Genomic DNA, 21,648 nt, shown 5'->3' with positions numbered 1-21,648 from the left:
GCGGCCCCGTAGGCCGGATGATTCGTCACTGAACTGTTACATCGGGGTCCTAGGCAGTGTGAAAATACCTGCCGGAATCCTTTCATGATCACCCTGCGCGCATCTGCGAGCCGCCTCGTCCTCACCCTCTTGTGCGCCGGTCTTCCGGTTCCCGCCCTTGCCGGCTCCTTCACCGTGCCGCCGGCCTCCGGGCAGCAGACTGTTTCCGGCAGCGACACCGGCACCATTGCCGAGGGGCAGACGCTCTCCGGCGGCTCGTCCTCCGCCATCCAGTGGAGTGCCGCGGCCTCTGCAACGCCGGGCGTCGTCATCACCAATGACGGCACCATCACGTCCACCGGCCGGGCCATCGACACCGCCAGCGGTGTTTCCGGCCAGTTCACCCTCACCAACGGCGCCACCGGAACCGTCAGCTCCACCGACGATGCCTTCCGCATCAACGGCACGCTGGCCGGCGGCACGGTGAATGTGATCAACGACGGCACGATCTCGTCGCAGACCGGACAAGCGCTGGATTTCGACAAGGCGAACGCCACCACGGCGGCGGTGAACATCACCAACACCGGAACCATCTCTTCCGGCACCAACGATGCGATCCGGCTCGGCGGCGGCACCATCGAGGTCACCAATTCCGGGACCATCGAGGCCAATGGCGCCGGCAAGCGCGCCATCAAGTTCGACACCGCGGCCAATTTCGACAAGCTGGTGTCCTTCACCCTCACCAATGAAGAGGGTGGCCTCGTCTCCGGCAGCGACGACGGCATCAAGATCAGCTCCAGCGCGGGCAGCACGGCGGCGCCGGTCATCACCATCGACAATGCCGGGACCATCCGCTCCACGGTGGACGGCCAGGCCATCGACCTTGGGGGCATCGCTTCCACCAATGCGGTGATCACCATCACCAACCAGGCGAGCGGCCTCATCACCGCGGCCAACAACGATGCCATCTCCGGCACGAACGGCCTGACCATCGAGAATTACGGCACCATCTCGTCTTATTATGCGGACGGGACGGCGGACACGCAGAACAATTCGGCCATCAAGATCGAGGGCGACGACCTCGGAAAGCCGATCACCATCACCGTGAACAATTATACGGGCGCCGTGATTACCGGCGCCTACCACGGCATCAAGGCTTCGGGGGAAAGCGATACCCTGATCGTCACCAATTCCGGGACCATCGAGGGGCGCAACGGCTCGGGCGTGAATTCCAATGGCACCGGGACGCTGACCAATTACGGCACCGTCACCGGCACCTACGACCCGGCCGCGAGCTTCGGCGACGGTGACGGCGTGGACTTCGACCAGGCCGGCACCATCTACAATTACGGCACCATTGCCGGCCTCGGCTCCAAGGGCACCAAGCCGGGCGAGAGCAAGCCGAGCACCAGCGAGGGTATCGCCATCGGCGGCGGCACCATCGTCAACGGCAGCGCCTCCATCACGACCGCGCGCATCTCCGGCGCCGACAACGGCATCCTCGCCGACGACAGCAACAGCGGTGATGCCTTCGCCGCTTTGAGCGTGGTCAATTACGGCACCATCGAGGGGCTCGACGGCTTCGGCATCCGCTATGTGAATTCCGGTGTCGATTCCGCGCTCAGCCTCACGGTCGTCAATTACGGCACCATCTCGGGCACCACCTATGCGGTGCAGATGGGCGGCGGCAACGACCTGTTCGTCTATGGCGACGGCAGCACGGTGGTGGGCATCGTCGATGCGGAGGGGGGCACCGACACCCTCCAGATCGGCTACAGCGGCCAGGGCGCCAGCTTCGATGTCAGCGCGCTGGGGGACAGCGCGACCTACCGCAATTTCGAGCGGCTCACCGGCGCGGCCGAAACCCTGACCACCCTGACCGGGACCTCCGATTTCGCCGGCGCGCTGGTGTTCGACAAGGCCTCGCTGCTGCTCGACGGCGCCGCGTTGGCCAATGCCTCGCTCAGCGTCACCGGCACCGAGCTGTTCCCGGTGGCGCTGCTGGGCACCGGCACGGTGGGCAGCCTTGCCACCACGGGCACGGTCCTTGTCTCGCCCGGCACCACGGACGCCCCCTTCGGCACGCTGACGGTGGTGGGCAACGCCACCCTCGGCGGCACCTATCTGGTGGATGTGAACACCGCGGGCCAAACGGATCTCGTCAGCGTGGGCGGGGCCACCACCATCGCCGCCGGCACCGGGGTGGAGATGAGCGGCCAGCTGGCCTGGGGCCAGCACTACACCATCCTCTCGTCCGCGGGCGGCCTCACCGGCACCTTCGCCGGGCTCGATGTGGCCGACCCCATCGACTATCTCTTCGTCAATCCGGCGCTGGGCTACGATGCCACCAGCGCCTACCTGTTCCTCTCCCGCAACGCCGTGGCGTTCGAGAACTTCGCCTACACCGCCAACCAATATGCGGTGGCGGGCGCGCTGGAGCGCCTCGGCGCCAGTGCCAAGGCGCAGGGCTCGGAGCTGTACGGCGCCTTCGCCACCCAGACCACGGCGGACAACCCGACCCGCGCTCTCACCCAGCTCTCCGGCGACATCCACGCCACCCTGCCTGGGGTGATGGCCACCGAAAACATGCTGGTGAACGACATCCTGCTCGGCCGTGCGCGGCAGGCAGGCTATGCGGGCACCGGCGGCGCGGGTGCCGCCCTCGGCTTCGGCGGCCCGGCGGTGACGGCCTATGCAGACCCTGCAAGCCCGGCTGCCGGCGCGTTCAAGGCGCTGAAGGCACCGGCGGCGGCGCCGGTGTGGTCCGGCTGGGCGCAGGGCTACGGCCAGTGGCTGAAGAGCGACGGGGCGGGCAACGCCTTGTCTGCCGACAGCCATGTGGGCGGCCTGCTCATGGGCGCGGACGTGGCCCTCGCGGGCACCACCTTCGGCGTCGCGGCGGGCTATTCCAGCTCCTCCACCAGCGCCGACACCGGCTCGGCCGACACCGAGACCTGGCGCATCGCCGCCTATGGCGCCACCGCCTTCGACGCGGTGAAGCTGCGCGCCGGCGCCACCTATGGCTGGAGCAGCATCGACACCAGCCGCTTCGTGGCCCTCACCGGCGAGGCGCCGCGGGCGAGCTATGACGGCACCTCCGCCAACCTCTTTGCCGAGGCGGGCTATGCCTTCACCTTCGGCACGGCGGCGCTGGAGCCCTTCGCCGCCATCGGCTGGACCGCGGTGGACCTGGGCAGTTTCGCGGAAACCAACGCACCGGTGGCCGGCCTCGCCTCCAGCGGAACCTCGTTCGACACCGCCTATTCCACCCTGGGCCTGCGCGCCGCCATGAGCTTCGAGCTTCGCCCCCGGCACCACCCTGACCCCCCACGCCTCCGCCGGCTGGCGCCACGCCTTCGGCGACGTGACGCCCACCGCCCTTCTGGCCTTCGTCAACACCGGCACGGCCTTCGGCGTGGAAGGCCTGCCCATTGCCGAGGACAGCCTGGTGGCCAGCGTCGGCCTCGACTTCACCTTCGCCAAGGGCGTCACCCTGGGCCTCGCCTATGACGGCATGGTGGGCGACGGCACCAGCTACAACGCCGGCAAGGCCTCTCTCTCGGTCCGCTTCTGAGGCCCGCGGCCCCGGTCTGTCACCGGGGCCGCAGCGCCCACCGGCCGGGCGTGTCACCGGCCCGGCTCAGCCGCCCGCGTCGCCCTGCAGAAGCGCGGCGAAGATGCTCGCCACGGTCAGGTCGGCGCTGGTGCCGGGGTTGAGGCCGCGGGCCTTCAGGCTGGCGTCGAAGGCGGAAAGGGCCGCCCGCCGCGCCGCCGGCTCCAGGCCGGCAAGGCTGCGCCGCACCGCATCGGCCTCCGCGCGCACCGCCTCAGCCGTCGGCGGGCCGAACTTGCGGGCGATGTGGCTGTCCGGGAAGGTGGAGAGGAAGGCGAGATAGGCCGCCTCCACCCGGTCCGGCGCACAGGGCGCCCCGGCCAGTTCCGGCACCCCCACGGTGAACACCTCGGCAAAGGCATTGGCATACTGGCGGGCGATCATGTCGCGTCCGGCGGCCAGCGCCATGGCCTGCGACAGGCTGATGGTGGCCGCCTCCCGCACGTCCCCTTCCCGAGCGGCGCCGAGCCCGCCGGGGGAGGCGGCGGCGATGGCGCGGAAGGCGGCCTGCGCATCGGCCACGTCGAGGCCCGCCAGCACCCCGGCCAGCCGTGCGCGCAGTCCGCCCGGCAGCGCGGCGGAGGAAAGGAGCGGCGTCGCGCCGGGATCGACGGCAGGGCCGGCCAGCGTGGCGGCGGCCAGCGGCGCGGCCAGCAGCACGATGCCAAGATTGGTGTTGCAGCCCGCCACCGCGAGGGAGGCGGCCACCGCCGCCTCGATGCGGGCGCCCACGGCGCGGCCGAGCGCGGCGATGGCTGGGGCGGCGGCGCGGGCGGCCTGCTCGAACTGGGCCACCTCCATGCCGTGGCCGGCGGCGAAGATGTGCACGTTGCCGGGCTTCAGCGCCGATAGCTCGGCGCGGCACGCCGCCTCGAAGGCGGCGGCGATTCCGGCCGGGCCGGGGCCGCTCATGTCCGTGCGCTCATGTCTTTGCGCTTATCCCGCCTCATGGCCGGCCCCGCTCATCCGCGCCCGGCATCGGCCTGTGCGCTCACGTCGGCGCACGCGCGGGCTCGCCCGCTCACGGCCGTGCGCCGCTGGCCGGCCGGTTCCCGCGCGCAGCCGTTCCGCGCTTTCCCGGCCCGGGGCGGAAGGCGCCGGGCCGGCCGGCCTCACACGGAGGCTTCGGCGGGCGCCAGGCCATATTCGCGGCGCAGGGCAGCGGTGCGGGCGCGCATGCGCTCCTCGGCGATCTCCACCGTCGGGCCGGTGGCGCGCACGGTGCACAGTGGCGCGCCGCGGGCGATGGCGGCGCCGGCCGGCGGCCGGTCGGCCACATGCTCGGGCCAGGTGCCCGGGGGCACCACCAGGTCGCGATCCGCATAGATCACGCCGGCCGCGTGGAATTCCGCCGGCAGGGGCAGGGCTTCCGGCATGCGCCCGCCGCAGGCGGCCAGATGCAGGCCGAGCAGCGGCGGCAGCGGGTCCACGTCGAAGATGTCGAGGGTGGCGCCGAGGCGGGGGTTCACCTCCACCAGGTGCCAGGCGTCGCCATCCACCATGAAATCCATGGAGATGAGGCCCACGAGGCCGCAGGCGCGCGCGATGTTGAGGGCGCCTTCGCGCATGGGCGCGGCGAAGGCGGCGGGCAGCGCCACCGGGCCGGCGGCGCCGCCATAGCGGAAGGGGTGCTCGGCATCGTCTGCCCGCCACTGGCGCGAGGCGCCGACGATGAGGGCCGAGGTGCCGTTGGCCAGCAGCAGCAGGGAGATGAACTCGCCGGCCACCTCCCGCTGCAGGTAGTGGTTCGCAGCCGGCGGGGAGAGGTCGCCGGCCGCGCGGCGGCGGATATGGGCGCCACCGGCGCCGCCGATCTTCTTCTCCAGCACCGGCGCGTCGGCGAAGGTGTCGGCGCCGGGCGCCTCCAGCGTCACCGCCGGAAAGGGAATGCGCAGGTGGCCGCACAGGGCGGCGAGGGCGATGGGGTCCTTCAGCACCCGCACCGTCTGCGGCGCATTGCCGAGGATGGGGTTGCGCTCGGCGATGCGCAGCATGAGGGCGGGGTCGTCCTCCAGCCCGCCGCCCAGCACCACCGGAAGCCCGGCGGGGGCAAGCGATGTCAGCGCCTGGATGAGATCGTCGCCGTCGAAGGAGCAGCCGTTCTTCTTGTGCACGCGCACGCAGCGCGCCGCATGGGCGCAGGTGTCGAGGTCGGCGAACAGGTCGAGGGAGAGGGCGGCGAATCCGGCCCGTGCGGCGCTGGCGGCCAGGGGCCGCGCGGAAAGGGCGATAAGGGCAAGATCCATATGTTCCCAGCCTGTTGGTTCGCGGTATGGAGCGGGCGATCCCGCCGGCTCCGTCCGCACGGCACGGGCTGCGAGCCCCGCCCCGTTCTCCTCCTCCCCCGCGGCCACGCGCCCCTTCTCGCCGGGGGCTATGCGGACTGCGGCGCGCGGGCCTGCGGCAGGGCGGTGATCTCGGCGCCCCGGTTGTTTCCCCGCACGCAATCGAATGTGAGGTTTGTGGACGATGCGAAGCGGCGGCGCAAGGCCTCCAGCAGGCGGGAGGCGGTGGCGGCATCGCCCACGATGGCAAAGCCCGTCGGCCCCCAGGAGCTCTGGCCCACGCCGCCGATGCCCTCCGCCTCGATGAAGGCGACCGCCTGCGCCACCTGCGCACTGAGGAAGCGGGCGCCGCCCTGGGCGGCGGCATAATGGTCGCCCAGCACCCGCTGCCAGGCGCCCACCACCTCGCCGAAAACGGCCGCATCGCCCATGGCGAGGGCGGGCAGGGCGCGCAGCAGCATCAGGTGGCACAGATGGGCGGCCAGGGCCTCGGGGAAGGGCGGCAGGCTCGCCATGGCCTCCACCTCGGCGCTGCCGCTGAGGCCCTCCCGCGCGGTATCGAACACGAGGAGGACGCGCCACTCCTCGGGCACCGGCAGGCGGGCGAGGAGGGGCGGGGGCGCATCGGCGTCCGGGCCGTCCAGGGCCTTGCCGCCGTCGAGGATGGCGCCGCCGGCCTCGAACGCCTCCATGCCGATGGCCGAGCGCCGGCCGCGGCCCAGCAGGCCGGCCACCTGCCGGACGGTGAGGGCATGGCCGGCGAGCCGCGCCACCCCCACCCCCACCGCCACCGCCAGCTGGGTGCCGGAGCCGAGCCCGCCATGGGCCGGCAGGGCGTCGTCCACGGTGATGGCGAAGGCCGCGTCGATGCCGAGGGCGGCGCGCACCGCATCGCGCGCCCGCGCCGCCCGGCCGGCATCGGGGCCGGTGGCGCTGTCGGTGCCGGCGCGGGCGATGGTGACCTGCGTGGCCGGCCGATCCAGGGTGAGGCCGAGGCTGCCGAAGCGCCGGCCCAGCGCGCCGCCCAGATCCAGGAAGCCCAGGTGCAGGCGGGCGGGCGCGCGGATGCGCAGCGCCGCCGCGTCGGAGGCGGTCACCGCCTCAGCCGGCGAGCGCGGCGCGCAGGCGCTCGGCCTGCGCGGCCAGAACCTCGGGCTTCTCCATGGCGCTGGCCGGCGGCTTCATGGCCTCGCCCGCATGGCGGGGGATGACATGGACGTGCAGGTGGAACACCACCTGCCCGCCGGCCTCCTCGTTGAACTGCTGCACGGTGATGCCGTCGGCCGCGAACACCGCCTTGGCGGCGATGGCCACCTTCCTGGCCACGGTGGCCACATGGGCGAGGTCCTCGGGGGCGATGTCCAGGATGTTGCGGGCCGGCGCCTTGGGGATGACCAGGGTGTGGCCGGGGCAGCGGGGCATGATGTCGAGGAAGGCGATGGCCCGCTCGTCCTCATACACCTTGTGGGCCGGCAGCTCGCCCCGCAGGATCCGCGCGAAGATGTTGGTGGGGTCGTAGGCCGGCGTTGCGGTCATCTGGCGTGTCTCCCGTGTCGGGGGAGGAGATTGCAGGGCGCGCGCAGGGGGTCAAGGGGGCGCGGTGCCGCCGCCGCGCGCCTCGATCAGGGCGAGGGTGGCGGCGAGGTTGGATTGGATGACGTCCCGATAAAAGGGTGCGTCCTCGGCGGTGAAGACCTCCAGCGCGTCGCGGTAGGCCTTCGCAGCCTCCTGCAAGCGGCCGGTTCCGTTGCTTTGCGATCCGAGGGTCTGAAGAGCGACGCCCAGATTGTTCCTGGTCAAGGCCCAGTCCAGCGGAGCCCGTTCGCGCGTCAACTCCAGCGCTGCCGCGGCATATGCCGCGGCGGCCTCCTCGACCAGCCGCATGTCTTCCGTGCGAATGCCAAGCGCAAACAGTGCAAGGCCGAGGTGGTCCTGCGTTCGCGCCCATTCGATCGGGACAACTTCGCGCCGGCGCTCCTCTCGTGCCGCATGCAAGGCCGCAACTGCGTCTTCGAGGTCGGCGGTGCCCAATTTGTGCTCCCCGAGGACCCGCAGCGCATTGCCAAGATGATGCTGCGCGCTCGCCCATTTGAGGGGAAGACGACCTTGCGGGAATCCCTGCAATGCATCCCGATAGGCGGCGATGGCTTCTTCAAGCAAGTGCGTTTCGCCGGTCCGGGAGCCGATGACTTGCAAGGCATTGCCAAGATTTTCTCGCGTCTCCGCCCAGGCTATGGGCGTGCCGTCACGGTCCAGCACCTCCAGCGCGGCCCGGAAGGCGGCGACGGCGGCTTCAAGGCGCGCAACATCGGTTTCCCGCTGGCCGAGCACCATCAGGGTCAGGCCAAGGTTGTTCTGGGTCGAGGCCCATTGGAGCGGGGCTGTGTTCCTGAGGTCTTCTTCGAGCGCAGCGCTGTAGGCAGAGACCGCGTTCTCGAGCAGATCGGGGCTGCATTCCGTCTCACCCTGCGAGAAAAGCGCATTTCCCAGATTGCTCTGGCTTGTCGCCCAATCCAGCGGCACGCGCAACCGTGGGCGTTCCGCGAGGGCCGCTCGATGGGCGGCGACGGCTTGCTCCAGCCAGTGCGCCTCGCCGGTTCTCTGCCCGAGGAGCAGGAGCGTGTTGCCAAGATTGTTCTGCGCCGTTGCCCAATAGAGTGGCTCACGTTCGCGGTCTGTGACGCCAAGCGCTGCGCGCTTTGCCGCGAGTGCCTCTGAAAGCCGCTCTGTTCCGGTTTCGCGTGCGCCGAGCTCCTGCAGAGCGTTGCCGAGATTATTCTGGGCCGATGCCCAGATTGCGGAGGCATGGTCTTCTCCACAGGCATCCAAGGCAGCCTGATAAACTTCGATAGCCTCATTCAGACGCTGAGGCTCACTTTCGCGGCAGCCCAGCTCGGACAAGGCCATGCCGAGCGCGTTGAGGGCCATGCTTCGTTGAACTCGTCCGCCGGACCCAGTGTCCCGCGCGTCGCGCCACCAGGATGGCCACCTCAAGGGCGGGGTTCACGGTAGTAAGGGTGCCGTGCTCCAGATAGGCGGCACTCAGCGCCACCAGGGCAGAGCACCGCTCCTCCTCTCCTTCGACCTCCAGTTCCACCGCCTCCACCAGCAGCCGGGCGGTTTCCTTCCAGTCGAGGCGGGTGAAGGCGAGGTCGGCCCGGGCGCGTTTGGTGCTGGCCTGTTCGGCACGGCGCAGCGTAATCTCCGCGGCCACTTCCTTCTGGTGGGCGAGCAGGCGGACGACGGCGGCGTCTTCCTTCGTGTCGATGTCGGCGAGCAGCCCTTCCGCCGCCTCCACTTCGCCGGCGGCAAGGGCAGCGGCGGCGCGGGCCCGCAAGGGCGCGATGTCCGGCGAGAGGTTGCGGGAGCCGTCCATCTGGGAGATGCGCCGGCCTGCATCCTCCCAGCGCCGGGCGATCTCGAACAGGGTGGCGACCATCTGGTCGGGCGCCACGTCCCGGCCCACCATGGTCTGAAGAAAGCCGAGCACGGTGGATTGCGTGCTCCTGAGCTGCGCCTGCGCTTCGCCGAGGGCCACCGCCAGTGCCGCCTTCTCGCGCTGGGTCAGGTCCAACTGCGCGGTCAGCCGCTCCACCCCGGCGCGGATGGCCTGCGTGTCCTGCTGCACGGAGCCGAGCTGCGCCTCGATATGGCCCAGCCGCTCCGCGCCTCTCCTTTCCAGCGCGGCGATCTGCCCGTCGCAGGCGGACACCAGCCGCTTGAGGTCCACCAGCTCGGCGGCGAGGAAGATGGCGCGGAAGCGGCCGTTGACCTTCAGCGCCTCGTTCACGAACAGGGCGAAATGCACATACCAGCCGGCGCCGTCCTGCCCCGAAAACAGGCGCACGAACAGCGCCGGCGCGGCGCCGCAGCCGGCGGCGATCTCATCCAGCGCGCGCTTTTCCGCCCGCGTCCGGGCGGCCTGCGCCGCCTGGGCGAAGCCTTCGCTGCTGGCGGGGTGTACCAGTTCGTCGAGGACGTGGCGGACGTCGGCCTCGCTCACCTGCTCATGGTCGAGGGCGGATTTGGAGAGCCAGCGCTGGCGCTCGTCCAGCCAGGCCATCAGGGCGGCCTGGAAGGCGTGCGTCCCGCCATTCATCTCGCCCGCCGGCAGGTCGGCGCAGATGCGCCCATGGCGGACGGCCACCTTGCGCACCGCCGCCAGATGGGCGGCGCGGATGCCCCGCACCAGATCGTGATTTTCCGGCAGCGGCAGGTGGCCGGCCATGCGGGCGCGCAGCGCCGTCGCCTCATCGGAAATGCGGGTGCCGGCCAGGCTCTCGGCGCCGCTCTTCAGCGCCTCGCCCAGCGGACCGGCCACCGCGGCATACACCGCCCCCAGCTCGATCAGCATTCCCGCCCCCGTCCGGCTCCATGGTGGGCGAGGACGACGCCAGCGTCCAGAGGCGGCGGCGCCTCAGCCGAAGCGGCCGGTGACGTAGTTCTGCGTGCGCTTGTCCTGCGGCTGGGTGAAAAGGGCCTGGGTGGCGCTGAATTCCAGCATCTCGCCCAGATACATGAAGCCCGTATAGTCGGACACCCGCGCCGCCTGCTGCAGATTGTGGGTGACGATGACGAAGGTGTAGAGGCGCTTCAGCGCGTCGATGGTTTCCTCGATGCGCGCGGTGGTGATGGGATCGAGTGCCGAGCACGGCTCGTCCAGCAGGATCACCTCCGGCCGCTGGGCGATGGTGCGGGCGATGCACAGGCGCTGCTGCTGCCCGCCCGACAGGCTGAGGCCGCTGTCCGGCAGGATGTCCTTGACCTCGTCCCACAGGGCGGCCTGGCGCAGGGCATCCTCCACCCGGTCGTCGAGATCGGCCGCCGACAGCTCCTCATTGAGGCGCATGGGGAGGGCCACGTTGTCATAGATGGACATGGGGAAGGGCGTGGGCTTCTGGAACACCATGCCGATGCGCGCCCGCAGCGCCGCCGGGTCCACGGTGTGGGCGAGGATGTTCTGCCCGTCCATGATCACCTCGCCCTCCGCGCTCTGGTCGGCGTAAAGGTCGTACATGCGGTTGAGCACCCGCAGCAGGGTGGACTTGCCGCAGCCGGACGGGCCGATGAAGGCGGTGACGCAATTGGCGTGGACATCCACCGAGACATCCCGCAGCGCCACCTGGCCGCCATAGCGGAAGGTGAGGTGGCGGGCGGAAATCTTCACCGCCGGCGGCACGCCCTCCGGTCGGGCGAGTGGCTCGGGGGCCGCAAGGCCCGCATGGGGGCCGCTGGTGTGCTGGAGCGTCGGCGTGTGGATCGACATCGCAACCTGCCCTTGGGGGAGCTGTTCAGGTCACGATAGGACAGGTGGGGCGGCCGGTCCTTGCGCCATGTCAGTACCGGCGGCGGTTTCGCCGAAAATCCGGGTGGCGTTTGCAGGCGGCGCGACAGCACCCGTGGCCGCGTGCCCCCGACGCCGCGCGCGGGCCGGCGGAGGCGGCCGGTGCCGGTTGCGCGGCAGGACGAGCCCCCGCACCGCGGTGGACGGTTCGGGCGGGGGGCTTTAGGGGGCTCGGGCGGGCGGATCAGTTCTGGCCCTGGCTCTGCGCCTGGGCCGCCTTCATCGGCGCGCGGCCGTCCAGGGCGCTCACGGTCTCCTCCAGGTCGAGGCCGGTGCTGCGCAGCGGCGCCACGCCAAGGGCATCGAGCCCCACCGCGAGGCGGACATAATGCTCCGTGCCGCAGAGGTTGCGGCCGGGATCGAAGGCGATCCAGCCCATCTTGGGCACATAGGCTTCGGCCCAGTGGCGCGCGGAGCCCTCGCCCTCCGCGTCGCCCTCGCGGGCGAGATAACCGGAAATGTGCCGCGCCGGCAGGCCCAAATGGCGCGCGGCGGCGGTGAACACATGGGCGATGCCGGCGGAACAGGCCCGGCCTGCCTCCAGTGCGGCGGCCGCGCCGAGCGGGTCGCCCATGGCCGGCCCCTCGGCCTCCGCCACCTCGCCGTGGAGGGCCACCATCAGCGCATGGAGCCGGGCGAGGGGCTCTTCGGCCGGCGCCTCGATGGCGGCGGCGAACGCGGCGACGGCGGCGGTGGGCTCGGTGAGGTCGGTCTGGCGCATGAACAGGGAGGGCGGGAAGCGCTCCACCGTGCCGCGCACGAAGCCGGTGGTGTCCTGTGTTTCCACCTCGCCCTCGGCGATCACCGCCAGGCGGTCGGTGGGGCCGTCCACCGAGAAGGTGTGGCACAGGTTGCCGAAGGCGTCCTCCTGCGGGCTCAGCCGGCAGTCGGTGCTGAGGTCCAGCGCCCAGCGCAGGATGAACTGCCCCTCATGCGCGCGCGGCGTCAGCCGCACGGTGACGGCCATGTTGCGGGTGCCGGGATCGAGGCGCTGGATGATCTCGTGGCGGATGCGGATGCGCATGGGAGGTCCCCGATGGGCGGTTCTTCACGGCGGCGCGGGTGCTTGGCCCGGTCCGGGCGGATGCGCGGGTGTGGCGGGGGCGCGGTGTCCCGCGCCGGCAGGGGCCGGCCGCGCGGACGCGGCCGGACAGCGGTCAGGTGAGGTATTGCTCGGTGATCTCGGCGCCGAGCTTGTTGTTGTCGGAGATGAATTCGGTGATGAACTCGTGCAGCCCGGTCTGGAACACGTCGTCGATGGACTTGTTGGTCAGCCGCGCCAGCATGGAGCGCGCCAGCCGCTGGGAGGGACCCTGCCGGCCGTAGACGCTGGCGATGTCGTCGAGGTTGCGGGCGAGGCTGTCGTAGCAGGCGGCCAGCGAGCGCGGCATCTGCCGGTTCAGGATCAGCAGATCGGCCACCAGCCAGGGCTTCACGCTGTCGCGATAGACCCAGTGAAAGGCGGTGAGGGCCGACACCGAGCGCAGGATGGACGACCACTGGAAATAGTCCAGCGGCCCGCCCACGTGCTCCTTCTCCGGCAGCAGCACGTGATACTTCACGTCGAGGATGCGGGCGGTGTTGTCGGCGCGCTCCAGCTGGGCGCCGGAGCGGGCGAACCAATAGGCGTCGTTGCGCAGCATGGTGCGGAAGGTGGCACCGTCGAAGCGCAGGGAGGTTTCCTTCACGAAGGCGAGGAAGCGGGACAGTTCCTCGCGGGTGAGGGCGCGGTTGGGGAAGTTGCGCAGCTCGATCCAGGCGGTGTTGATCACGTCCCACATTTCCGAGGTGAGCGCGGTGCGCACCGAACGGGCATTGGTGCGCGCCACCTCGAAGCAGTTGCGGATGGAGGAGGAATTCTCCGCCTCGAAGGCGAGGAAGGAGACCACATTCTCCTCCTTGGCCTCCTCCAGCGGGCCGTAGCGGGCGACGAAATCGTCCGCGCAGCCGGCGGTGAGAACGGCCGAGCCCCACTCGTTGGTGGAGCCGCCATAGGTCACCGGCGTGTAGGCGAGGCGCTGGGAGACATCGAGGATGCGCGCCAGGCAGTCGGCGCGTTCCACGTAGCGGGTCAGCCAGTAGAGGTTGTCGGCGGTGCGGGAAAGCATGGGGAGCCCATTGCGGAAGGAGGGAATGCAAGGCGCGGGGACCGCGCGCAGGCGTCCGGAACGTCAGGTGGCCGGGCGCGCGGGGGACGCGCGCCGGAGCCCCGGTGCAGGAGCGCGCGCGCTCATGCGTCGAGCACCCAGGTGTCCTTGGTGCCGCCTCCCTGGCTGGAATTGACCACGAGGGAACCCTCCTTCATGGCGACGCGGGTGAGGCCGCCGGGGACGATGCGCACCCGGTCCGAGCCGGACAGGATGAAGGGGCGCAGGTCCACGTGGCGCGGGGCGATGCCCTTTTCCACCAGGGTCGGGCAGGTGGAGAGGGCCAGGGTGGGCTGGGCGATGAAGTTGGCGGGGTCGGCCTTCAGCTTCTCCCGGAACTTCTCGATCTGCGCCTTGTCGGCGGCCGGGCCGACCAGCATGCCGTAGCCGCCGGAGCCGTGCACTTCCTTCACCACCAGCTCGGGCAGGTGCTCCAGCACGTATTTCAGGTGGTCCGCCTCGCGGCAGCGCCAGGTGGGCACGTTGGGCAGGAGCGGCTCCTCGCCCAGGTAGAATTTGATGATCTCCGGCATGTAGGAATAGACCGCCTTGTCGTCGGCGACCCCGGTTCCCACCGCATTGGTGAGGGTGACGTTGCCGGCATGGTAGGCGCTCATCAGCCCAGGCACGCCCAGCACGCTGTCGCGGCGGAAGGCGAGGGGGTCGATGAAGTCGTCGTCGAGGCGGCGGTAGATCACGTCCACCCGCTTCGGCCCCTCGGTGGTGCGCATGTAGACCACCGCATCCTTCACGAACATGTCGCGGCCTTCCACCAGGTCCACGCCCAGCTTGTCGGCCAGGAAGGAGTGCTCGTAATAGGCCGAATTGTAGATGCCGGGGGTAAGGATGACCACGTTGGGCTCATGCCCGCTGCGCGGCGAGAGGGAGCGCAGGGTGGCAAGCAGGTCGTCGGCGTAATTTTCCACCGGCGCCACTTTGTGCATGGAGAACAGCTCGGGGAACAGCCGCAGCATGATTTCCCGGTTCTCCAGCATGTAGGAGACGCCGGACGGGGTGCGGGCGTTGTCCTCCAGCACGTAGAAGGTATCGGGGTCCGTGCGCACGATGTCGATGCCGGCGATGTGCACATAGAGGTCGTGGGGCACGCGCTGGCCGTTCATCTCCGGGCGGAAGGCGGGGTTCTGGTAGACCATCTCCTCGGGGATGACGCCGGCCTTCAGCACCTCGCGCTTGCCGTAGACGTCGCGGATATACATGTTCAGCGCCTTCACGCGCTGCTCCAGCCCGAGCGAGAGGCGGCCCCATTCGCTCTTGGTGATGATTCGCGGGACGATGTCGAACGGGATCAGCCGTTCCTGGGCGTTCTGCTCGCCATAGACGGCGAAGGTGATGCCGATGCGGCGGAAGATGAACTCCGCCTCCTTGCGGCGGTGGTCCAGCACGTCCTGCGGCACTTCGGCGAGCCATCGCTGAAGGGTTTCGTAGGCGGGCCTCACCGTCCCGTCGGTACTGGACATTTCGTCGAACACATGCCGCATTGGGACCGTCACTCCGTGCCCACGAGTAGTCGTTCCAGAACACTACAAACATCGTGCCAAAGAAGTGCTAAACGGGGAAGGGTTGCGGAGCGCAACGCTTGCGCTTCCGGGTGATTAGAAATTATGCAATTGCGCGCCGGGCGGGCTCGGTGCCGCCGGGGAGTGGAATATGGGCGAGGCAGACGGCGCGGCTTTCGTCACCGCGGCGCTGGTGGTGATCGGCGATGAGGTCTTGTCCGGCCGGACCAAGGACAAGAACATCGGCCACATTGCCGAGCGCCTCACCGAGGTGGGCATCGATCTGCGTGAAGTGCGCATCGTGGCCGACGTGGAAGCGGATATCGTTGCGGCCATCGACGGGCTGCGGCACCGTTATACCTATGTCTTCACCACCGGCGGCATCGGCCCCACCCACGACGACATCACCGCGGATTCGGTGGCGAAGGCCTTCGGGGTGTCCATCGACGTGGACCCGCGGGCGCGGGCCATGCTCTTGGAATACATCGCCGAGAAGGACCTGAACGAGGCGCGGCTGCGCATGGCGCGCATTCCCGCCGGCGCGAGCCTGGTGGTGAATTCGGTGTCCCGGGCGCCGGGCTTCCGCATCGGTAATGTCATTGTCATGGCCGGGGTGCCGCGCATCATGCAGGCGATGCTGGAAGCGGTGCTGCCGGAGCTGGAGAAGGGCCGGCCCATGCTCTCGCGCACGGTGCTGGCGGATGCCCGGGAGGGCGACATCGCCGCGCCGCTGGCGGACATCGCCCGCGCCTTCCCGGAGGCGATGATCGGCTCCTATCCGTTCCGTGACGAGGCGGACGGTCGCTTCAAGACCAATCTGGTGGTGCGCGCCCGCGATCCGCAGCTGCTGGCGGCGGCGGGGGATGCGGTGGTGGCCATGGTTGCCGCCTGCGCGGTCGACTGAGGCCGGCGGGCCGGCTCCTCCGCGCTCCCGGCGGCGAACCCGCGCCGGCTCAGCCGCAAAACCCGCCGTGAAGCGCCCGGCCGTGCCGGCCGGGGCGCGCCTGTGCCGGGGTCAGTAGGCGGCGTCCTTGCGCAGGACCTCGATGAAGGTCTTCAGGATGATCTTCACGTCCAGGACGACGGACCAGTTGTTGATGTACCAGAGGTCCATCTCGATCCGCCGTTCCATCAGCTCCAGCTCGGCGGTCTCGCCGCGCAGGCCCTGCACCTGCGCCCAGCCGGTGATGCCGGGCTTCACATGGTGGCGGAAGGCATAGCCGGCGATGAGCTTGGAATAAGCGTCGTCATGGGCGATGGCATGGGGCCGCGGCCCGACGATGGACATGTGGCCGAACAGCACGTTCAGCACCTGCGGCAGCTCGTCGAGGCTGGTGGCGCGCAGGAACTTGCCGGTGCGGGTGACGCGCTTGTCGTTGCGCTGCGCCTGCACCACCTTGGTGCCGTCCTCCATCACCGTCATGGAGCGGAATTTGTAGATGGTGAATTCCCGGCCGCCGAATCCGTTGCGGCGCTGGCGGAAGATCACCGGGCCGCGGCTGTCCATCTTGATGGCGACGGCGATGATGGCGAAGAGCGGCAGCAGCAGCGTCACCGCCACGCTCGCCACCGCAATGTCGAGCGCCCGCTTCTGCGCCAGCTCCAGCCGGGAGAGGGGCGCACGCTGCACCTCGATGGCGACGGAGGAGCCGAAGTCCACGCGCGGCGCGTCCAGCAGGTCGTTCACCGCTTCGTCGGGCAGCAGCTTCACCGGCAGGGGCAGGGACCGCAGCCGGGCGCGCACCGCGTCGAGCCGGCCCAGATTGCTCCAGGGCAGGGCGAGGACGATCTCCTCGATGCGCTGCTGGCGCGCGAACTGCAGGGCGCTCTTGAGGGTATCGAGGTCCGCTTCGGTGAGGCTGCCGTCCGCATCCGGGGCGGAGAGGACGAAGCGGCGGACCTCCTTCAGGCCAAGCCGCACCAGCACATGGGCCGGAACCACCCGCTCCAGCTCGGCCACGTCGCCGATCAGGATGGAGGGGCGGCCCTTCACGGCGCCGGTGGCGATGGCGCGTCGCAGCCAGCCGGCCATGGCCCAGCGCGACGCCGGCATGGCGATGAAGCCGAGGGCGGCGAATACGCCGGTGGCCAGGCGGGAGGTGTCGTCGCCCACCTTGAGGCAGAAGATGACGGCCGCCACCACCAGGATGGCGAACAGCCAGGTCAGCGCCGCGGCGCTCGCCTGCTCGATGATCCGCACCATGCGCCACGGCTTGTAGAGCCCGCGGGAGGTGGTGGTGAGGACGAACGCCACCGCGGCGACAATGCCGGTGCCCAGCGGGCGGGCGTATTCGAAGGCGCCTGCCGCGCTGTCTGTGGTGATCAGGCTCCCCAGCATGGCGAGCGAGAGGATGATGCAGACGTCCAGAAGGACGAAGAGTGGCGTCATCGATGCGTAGTCGAGCCCTGCGCCCGCTATGCGCGGCGCAGCTTCGACAGCGCGTTCGACCCTGACGTTGTCGGTTGAAAGCGACATTGGCCCCTCAAACCCGGTTGACCGGTGTCATGCCATCCCCGAATGACGTTTGCAAAATAGCATTGGCATGCATCATGTGGCAAGCCAGTATTGATTGCCGAAAATCCGCTGTGAGACATGTAATAAAACTGTCGTTAATTCGGATGCGTTGAAAAATGTTCGTGTCATTCTGGATCGATCGGAGGGCCGTATCATATACGTGCATAGATCATCGCTGATATTGTGGTTGAATACTGAAATATTTCCAGATGACAATTGAGCGCGTTGCAGGGATTGCTGCTGGCGATCTCTAGTGTTTGGTAGGTGTGCCTACACAATGAGCAATGTTGCATTGCGGAATGGCCTAGGGTGCCATGGTTTCGAGCGGGCAGCGCCGACATCGTGGCACAGCCGGACTACAAGTGGAGGTATAGTAAAACTGCCGCCCGTGTGGCGTCACATGGCGGATTTTGGCCGCGTTGAAAGACGATGCCGGCGCCCGAGGGAGTGTTGGGGCTGCGCACCGTGCGAGAAATCGTTTTCCTGCAAGGGGTCCCACATGGCTGAGGTCTGCCTTTTGCATTGACGGGACAAAGGAGCCGCGAATGAAATTCGGCGTCGGATCGGCTGGGCGGAGGTTGGAGGATGCCGCCCTCCTGCGCGGTGAGGGACGTTTTGTCGCAGATCTTGCGGCGAAGGCCGGTGCGCTTGCGGCTTTCGTGGTGCGCGCACCCCACGCCCATGCCCGATTCGTCATCGAGGATGCGCGGGCCGCGCGTGCCGCAGCCGGCGTGCGCCTTCTGCTGACGGCGGACGACATTGCCGATCTCGGCCCGATTCCCGTTGCCGGCTCCGTCCCGGTCGTCGGCGAGGCGCGCATGTGGCGGTCCGCCCGCCCGGTGCTGTGCGCCGAGCTGGTCCGCCACGTGGGCGACCCCGTCGCATTCATCGTCGCCGATACGCTGGATGCCGCGCGCGATGCCGCCGAGCTGCTCGTCATCCGGTGGGACCCCTTGCCGGCCATCGCCGATCTTGAGGACGCCACGGCGGCGGATGCGCCCCGGGTCTGGCCGGAGCGGGCGGGCAACATCGCCTTCACCAGCGAGATGGGTGACGCCGCCGCCTGCGCCGCCGCCTTCGCCCGGGCGGAACGGACCGTGCGGCTGCGCCTCGTGAACAATCGCCTCGTCACCAATTACCTTGAGCCGCGGGGCGTGCTGGCGCAGGTGGAGCCATCCGGCCGCGTGCGGCTCACCCTCGGCAGCCAGGGCAGCCACGCCATCCTCAAGGTGCTGGCGGACAAGGTGCTGAAATGGCCGCGGGAGGACCTGCACGTGGTCACGCCCGACGTGGGCGGCGGCTTCGGCACCAAGGCCTTTCCCTTCAGCGAATATCCCCTCGCCGCGGTGGCCGCGCGCCGGCTCGGCCTGCCGGTGGCGTGGATCGGCGATCGCAGCGAGCATTTCCTCGCCGACAGCTAGGGCCGCGACAACATCACCACCGCCGAGCTGGCCCTCGATGGCAGCGGCCGCTTCCTGGGGCTGAAGGTGGACACGCTCGCCAACATGGGCGCCTACCTCTCCCATTTCGCGCCCTTCATTCCCTGGGTCGGCGCCACCATGCTGCCCGGTCTCTACCGCATCGGCGCCGTCCACGTGCGCATCCGGGGCGTCATGACCCACACCGCGCCGGTGGATGCCTATCGCGGCGCCGGGCGGCCGGAGGCGGCCTATGTGATCGAGCGGATGGTGGATGCGGCGGCGCGGGACACCGGCATCGCCCCGGATGCGCTGCGCCGCCTGAACTTCATTCCGCCCGAGGCCATGCCCTACACCACCGCCACCGGCCGCACCTATGACAGCGGCGATTTCGCCGCCCACATGGCCCGCGCCCTCGCCCGCGCCGGCTGGGCGGAGTTCCCGGCCCGGGCGGCGGCGGCGCGGGCGGCCGGCCGGCTGCGCGGCATCGGCTTTGCCACTTATGTGGAGGCCTGCGGCGGCGGCGCGCCGGAGCCGGCCTATCTCACCCTCGACGCGGACGGGGCCGTGACGCTGCGCATCGGCACCCAGGCCACGGGGCAGGGGCACCAGACCGCCTATGCCCAGCTTGCCGCGGCCCATCTCGGCCTGCCGCCCGCCGCCGTGCGGGTGCGCCAGGGCGACAGCGACGACACGCCCGACGGCCAGGGCACCGGCGGTTCCCGCTCCCTGCCCGTGGGCGGGCCGGCGGTGGACGGCGCCGCCCGCCGCCTCGCCGGCAAGCTGCGCCGGCTCGCCGCCGACGCGCTGGAGGCGGATGCGGCCGACGTGGAGCTGAGCGACGGCCATGCGGTGATCGCCGGCACCGACCGGCGCCTCGCCTTCGCCCGGCTTGCGGCTCTGCCCGGCGTCACGGCGCAGGATCTTTCCGCCAGCGACGCCTTCAGGCCGCCGGAGCCCACCTATCCCAACGGCACCCATGTCTGCGAGGTGGAGATCGACCCGCAAACCGGGGCCACCCAGGTGGTGGCCTATACCGTGGTGGACGATTTCGGCGCCACGCTGAACCCTGTGCTGCTGGAGGGGCAGATCCACGGCGGCGTGGCGCAGGGCATCGGCCAGGCGCTGCTGGAGCGCACCGTCTATGACGCGGGCGGCCAGCTCCTCACCGCCAGCTTCATGGACTATGCCCTGCCGCGGGCGCAGGACATGCCGCACTTCGTGTTCGAAACCCTCAACGTGCCCTGCACCACCAATCCGCTGGGGGTGAAGGGGGCTGGCGAGGCGGGCACCATCGGCGCCTGCCCGGCGGTGATGAATGCGGTGGTGGACGCGCTCCATCGCGGTTGCGGCATCACCCACATGGACATGCCGGCAACGCCCCAGGCGGTGCGCGCCGCCATCGCCGCGGCCGGCGGGGGATGAATGCTGCAGCGCGGCAATGCGCCGCGCGGATGCTCGCGCAAGCGTGACCCGGGGGACATATGCGGGAGGAGAGGGGGCTGTAGCTTGGCGCCGTTCCAAACCGGATTCGGAGCCCATCCATGCGTTCTGCCGTAGCCGCCGCCACCGCCGCCCTGCTCGCCGCCGTGTTCGTCGCGCCGTCCGTCCTGGCCCAGGACAATGTCATCAAGCGCCGGCAGCAGGCCATGAAGCTCATGGGCGAGCAGGCCGATGTGGGCGCCGCCGTGATGAAGGGGCAGGCCGCGTTCGATGCGGCCAAGGCGGCCACCATGTTCCAGACGTTCAAGGAGCAGATCGTGGGCTATGCTGCTTTGTTCCCGCCGGGCTCGGACAAGGGCGACACCAAGGCCCTGGCCGCCGTGTGGAGCGACCGCAAGGGGTTCGAGGCGGCCATCGCCAGCTTCGAGAAGGTGGTGGCGGAAAATGCCGCCGCGGGCGTCACCGCCGACGGCTTCAAGGCCGCCTTCACCGCGGTGGGCGGCGAGTGCCGCAGCTGCCACCAGAATTTCAAGGCCCGCTGAGCGCGTTCCGCCCTGTGGTGCCGCGCTGCGGAGCCGCGGGGCGGTCAATCGCTTTTCTGCATGTTCCCTATCGCATGTTTGCCCGGGCGGGTGCGGTCCGCCGGCCCGGGTCGCGCCTCAGGCGAAGGTGGCCAGCGCCCACACCGCCGCCGCGGCGAGGGCGGCGAACAGGCCGGCGAGCCAGATGGGCGCGAGCCGCGGGCTGGATGTGCCGGCGGGCAGGCGCTTCCAGCCGGTGAACATGGGCCGCACCAGATCCTGCCGCAGCACCAGCGCATAGAGCAGCACCGCCGCCACGTGCACCGCCACGGCGGCGAGGATGAGGTTGAAGACCACGCCGTGCAGGATGGTGATGCGCTCGCTCAGGTCCGGCCCCGCCAGATGGGCGAGGGGGCCTTCCACGAACAGCCCGTCGTTGGAGAACAGCCCGCTCACCGCCTGCAGCAGCAGCAGCGCCAGCAGGGCCGCCACCATGAGCCCGCCGGCCGCATTGTGGCCCGCCTCGTCCGGGACCTGCCGGGCGAGGGCGTGGCGCAGGTGGGCGACAGCGGCCGCAGGGCTGCGCAGGAAGCTGGCGAAGCGCGCCGTCTGGCTGCCGGCGAGGCCCCAGGCGATGCGGAACAGCACCAGGGCCAGGATGGCGTAGCCGGAATAGAAGTGCCAGTCGATGCGGCCGAGCCGTGCGGTGGCATAGGATGTGGCCACCAGCGCCACGATGCTCCAGTGGAACAGGCGGGTGGGGGCATCCCACACCTTCACCCACCAGCGGCCGGCACCGGCCTGCGGGGGCAATGCATTCAGGGCTTCCGGCGGGGTGCGCTTGTCCATCTTCGTTCCCGTGGGTT

The 21,648-nt window shown here is 70.0% G+C and carries 16 protein-coding genes and 2 pseudogenes; 6 read left to right on the top strand and 12 right to left on the bottom strand.

The features are described 5' to 3' along the window. Window positions 1-84: 84 nt before the first annotated feature. Window positions 85-3,276, top strand: a pseudogene (locus ACI7BZ_RS17545) (autotransporter domain-containing protein); the annotation flags it as partial. Between the two features lie 67 nt (window positions 3,277-3,343). After that, window positions 3,344-3,553 (top strand): hypothetical protein, encoded by a 210-nt coding sequence (locus tag ACI7BZ_RS17540; protein WP_414118434.1) that lies wholly within the window; start codon window positions 3,344-3,346, stop codon window positions 3,551-3,553. Between the two features lie 66 nt (window positions 3,554-3,619). Here ACI7BZ_RS17540 and ACI7BZ_RS17535 read toward each other — a convergent pair whose 3' ends face one another. From ACI7BZ_RS17535 to ACI7BZ_RS17490, 10 genes are all read right to left on the bottom strand, one after another. Next, on the bottom strand, window positions 3,620-4,504 hold the full coding sequence (locus ACI7BZ_RS17535; protein ID WP_414118433.1) for a triphosphoribosyl-dephospho-CoA synthase: 885 nt from the start codon (window positions 4,502-4,504) through the stop codon (window positions 3,620-3,622). 200 nt (window positions 4,505-4,704) lie between these two features. Further along, window positions 4,705-5,838 (bottom strand): ATP-grasp domain-containing protein, encoded by a 1,134-nt coding sequence (locus ACI7BZ_RS17530; protein ID WP_414118432.1) that lies wholly within the window; start codon window positions 5,836-5,838, stop codon window positions 4,705-4,707. Window positions 5,839-5,966: 128 nt separating this feature from the next. Next, the gene (locus ACI7BZ_RS17525; RefSeq protein ID WP_414118431.1) at window positions 5,967-6,974 is read right to left on the bottom strand and encodes a beta-ribofuranosylaminobenzene 5'-phosphate synthase family protein; all 1,008 of its coding nucleotides are present in this window, start codon (window positions 6,972-6,974) and stop codon (window positions 5,967-5,969) included. A gap of 4 nt (window positions 6,975-6,978) precedes the next feature. Then, a complete protein-coding gene (locus tag ACI7BZ_RS17520; protein ID WP_414118430.1) occupies window positions 6,979-7,413 on the bottom strand; it encodes an HIT family protein in 435 nt (144 codons plus the stop codon). A gap of 51 nt (window positions 7,414-7,464) precedes the next feature. Then, entirely contained in the window at window positions 7,465-8,805 is a 1,341-nt protein-coding gene (locus ACI7BZ_RS17515; protein ID WP_414118429.1) for a tetratricopeptide repeat protein, read from the bottom strand. Further along, window positions 8,750-10,231 carry a hypothetical protein gene (locus ACI7BZ_RS17510; protein WP_414118428.1) on the bottom strand — a complete coding sequence of 494 codons (1,482 nt, stop codon included), beginning with the start codon at window positions 10,229-10,231 and terminating at the stop codon, window positions 8,750-8,752. Before ACI7BZ_RS17510 ends, ACI7BZ_RS17515 begins: the two co-directional genes overlap by 56 nt. A 63-nt stretch (window positions 10,232-10,294) precedes the next feature. Continuing rightward, window positions 10,295-11,143, bottom strand: coding sequence for a phosphate ABC transporter ATP-binding protein PstB (gene pstB, locus ACI7BZ_RS17505; RefSeq protein WP_414118427.1), 849 nt, complete (start codon window positions 11,141-11,143; stop codon window positions 10,295-10,297). A gap of 262 nt (window positions 11,144-11,405) precedes the next feature. Next, on the bottom strand, window positions 11,406-12,245 hold the full coding sequence (locus tag ACI7BZ_RS17500) for a transglutaminase domain-containing protein (RefSeq protein WP_414118426.1): 840 nt from the start codon (window positions 12,243-12,245) through the stop codon (window positions 11,406-11,408). Window positions 12,246-12,378: 133 nt separating this feature from the next. After that, window positions 12,379-13,329, bottom strand: a complete 951-nt coding sequence (locus ACI7BZ_RS17495) for an alpha-E domain-containing protein (protein ID WP_414118425.1) — start codon at window positions 13,327-13,329, stop codon at window positions 12,379-12,381. 122 nt (window positions 13,330-13,451) lie between these two features. Then, window positions 13,452-14,867 (bottom strand): circularly permuted type 2 ATP-grasp protein, encoded by a 1,416-nt coding sequence (locus tag ACI7BZ_RS17490; RefSeq protein ID WP_414118424.1) that lies wholly within the window; start codon window positions 14,865-14,867, stop codon window positions 13,452-13,454. A gap of 169 nt (window positions 14,868-15,036) precedes the next feature. Between ACI7BZ_RS17490 and ACI7BZ_RS17485 the strand changes: the two genes are divergently transcribed. Further along, the gene (locus tag ACI7BZ_RS17485; RefSeq protein WP_414118423.1) at window positions 15,037-15,789 is read left to right on the top strand and encodes a competence/damage-inducible protein A; all 753 of its coding nucleotides are present in this window, start codon (window positions 15,037-15,039) and stop codon (window positions 15,787-15,789) included. Between the two features lie 111 nt (window positions 15,790-15,900). Here the strand turns inward: ACI7BZ_RS17485 and ACI7BZ_RS17480 are convergent, their stop codons facing one another. Further along, window positions 15,901-17,274, bottom strand: a complete 1,374-nt coding sequence (locus ACI7BZ_RS17480; protein WP_414118422.1) for an undecaprenyl-phosphate glucose phosphotransferase — start codon at window positions 17,272-17,274, stop codon at window positions 15,901-15,903. 671 nt (window positions 17,275-17,945) lie between these two features. Here ACI7BZ_RS17480 and ACI7BZ_RS17475 point away from each other — a divergent pair. From ACI7BZ_RS17475 to ACI7BZ_RS17465, 3 genes and pseudogenes are all read left to right on the top strand, one after another. Beyond that, window positions 17,946-19,136 (top strand): annotated as a pseudogene (locus tag ACI7BZ_RS17475) (xanthine dehydrogenase family protein molybdopterin-binding subunit); the annotation flags it as partial. 27 nt (window positions 19,137-19,163) lie between these two features. Further along, complete coding sequence (locus ACI7BZ_RS17470; RefSeq protein ID WP_414119203.1) at window positions 19,164-20,243, top strand: xanthine dehydrogenase family protein molybdopterin-binding subunit; 1,080 nt, start codon at window positions 19,164-19,166, stop codon at window positions 20,241-20,243. A 119-nt stretch (window positions 20,244-20,362) separates the two neighbouring features. Continuing rightward, window positions 20,363-20,803 (top strand): c-type cytochrome, encoded by a 441-nt coding sequence (locus tag ACI7BZ_RS17465; protein ID WP_414118421.1) that lies wholly within the window; start codon window positions 20,363-20,365, stop codon window positions 20,801-20,803. A gap of 117 nt (window positions 20,804-20,920) precedes the next feature. Here ACI7BZ_RS17465 and ACI7BZ_RS17460 read toward each other — a convergent pair whose 3' ends face one another. Beyond that, window positions 20,921-21,631 carry a cytochrome b/b6 domain-containing protein gene (locus ACI7BZ_RS17460; protein WP_414118420.1) on the bottom strand — a complete coding sequence of 237 codons (711 nt, stop codon included), beginning with the start codon at window positions 21,629-21,631 and terminating at the stop codon, window positions 20,921-20,923. Between the last annotated feature and the right edge of the window lie 17 nt (window positions 21,632-21,648).

It is taken from the genome of Xanthobacter sp. AM11 (genome assembly GCF_047444035.1).
GTDB lineage: Bacteria > Pseudomonadota > Alphaproteobacteria > Rhizobiales > Xanthobacteraceae > Xanthobacter.
The sequence above is the reverse complement of the archived record's forward strand: the minus strand, read 5'-3'. Positions and strand labels throughout refer to the sequence as shown.

Excerpts from the sequence above, each read along its gene's own strand:
- ACI7BZ_RS17535 (WP_414118433.1), bottom strand. The coding sequence starts at position 4,504 with ATGAGCGGCCCCGGCCCGGCCGGAATCGCCGCCGCCTTCGAGGCGGCG.
- ACI7BZ_RS17460 (WP_414118420.1), bottom strand. The coding sequence starts at position 21,631 with ATGGACAAGCGCACCCCGCCGGAAGCCCTGAATGCATTGCCCCCGCAG.
- ACI7BZ_RS17490 (WP_414118424.1), bottom strand. The coding sequence starts at position 14,867 with ATGCGGCATGTGTTCGACGAAATGTCCAGTACCGACGGGACGGTGAGG.
- ACI7BZ_RS17530 (WP_414118432.1), bottom strand. The coding sequence starts at position 5,838 with ATGGATCTTGCCCTTATCGCCCTTTCCGCGCGGCCCCTGGCCGCCAGC.
- ACI7BZ_RS17500 (WP_414118426.1), bottom strand. The coding sequence starts at position 12,245 with ATGCGCATCCGCATCCGCCACGAGATCATCCAGCGCCTCGATCCCGGC.
- ACI7BZ_RS17495 (WP_414118425.1), bottom strand. The coding sequence starts at position 13,329 with ATGCTTTCCCGCACCGCCGACAACCTCTACTGGCTGACCCGCTACGTG.
- ACI7BZ_RS17480 (WP_414118422.1), bottom strand. The coding sequence starts at position 17,274 with ATGACGCCACTCTTCGTCCTTCTGGACGTCTGCATCATCCTCTCGCTC.
- ACI7BZ_RS17465 (WP_414118421.1), top strand. The coding sequence starts at position 20,363 with ATGCGTTCTGCCGTAGCCGCCGCCACCGCCGCCCTGCTCGCCGCCGTG.
- ACI7BZ_RS17470 (WP_414119203.1), top strand. The coding sequence starts at position 19,164 with ATGCCCTACACCACCGCCACCGGCCGCACCTATGACAGCGGCGATTTC.
- ACI7BZ_RS17485 (WP_414118423.1), top strand. The coding sequence starts at position 15,037 with ATGGGCGAGGCAGACGGCGCGGCTTTCGTCACCGCGGCGCTGGTGGTG.
- ACI7BZ_RS17515 (WP_414118429.1), bottom strand. The coding sequence starts at position 8,805 with ATGGCCCTCAACGCGCTCGGCATGGCCTTGTCCGAGCTGGGCTGCCGC.
- pstB (WP_414118427.1), bottom strand. The coding sequence starts at position 11,143 with ATGTCGATCCACACGCCGACGCTCCAGCACACCAGCGGCCCCCATGCG.
- ACI7BZ_RS17510 (WP_414118428.1), bottom strand. The coding sequence starts at position 10,231 with ATGCTGATCGAGCTGGGGGCGGTGTATGCCGCGGTGGCCGGTCCGCTG.
- ACI7BZ_RS17520 (WP_414118430.1), bottom strand. The coding sequence starts at position 7,413 with ATGACCGCAACGCCGGCCTACGACCCCACCAACATCTTCGCGCGGATC.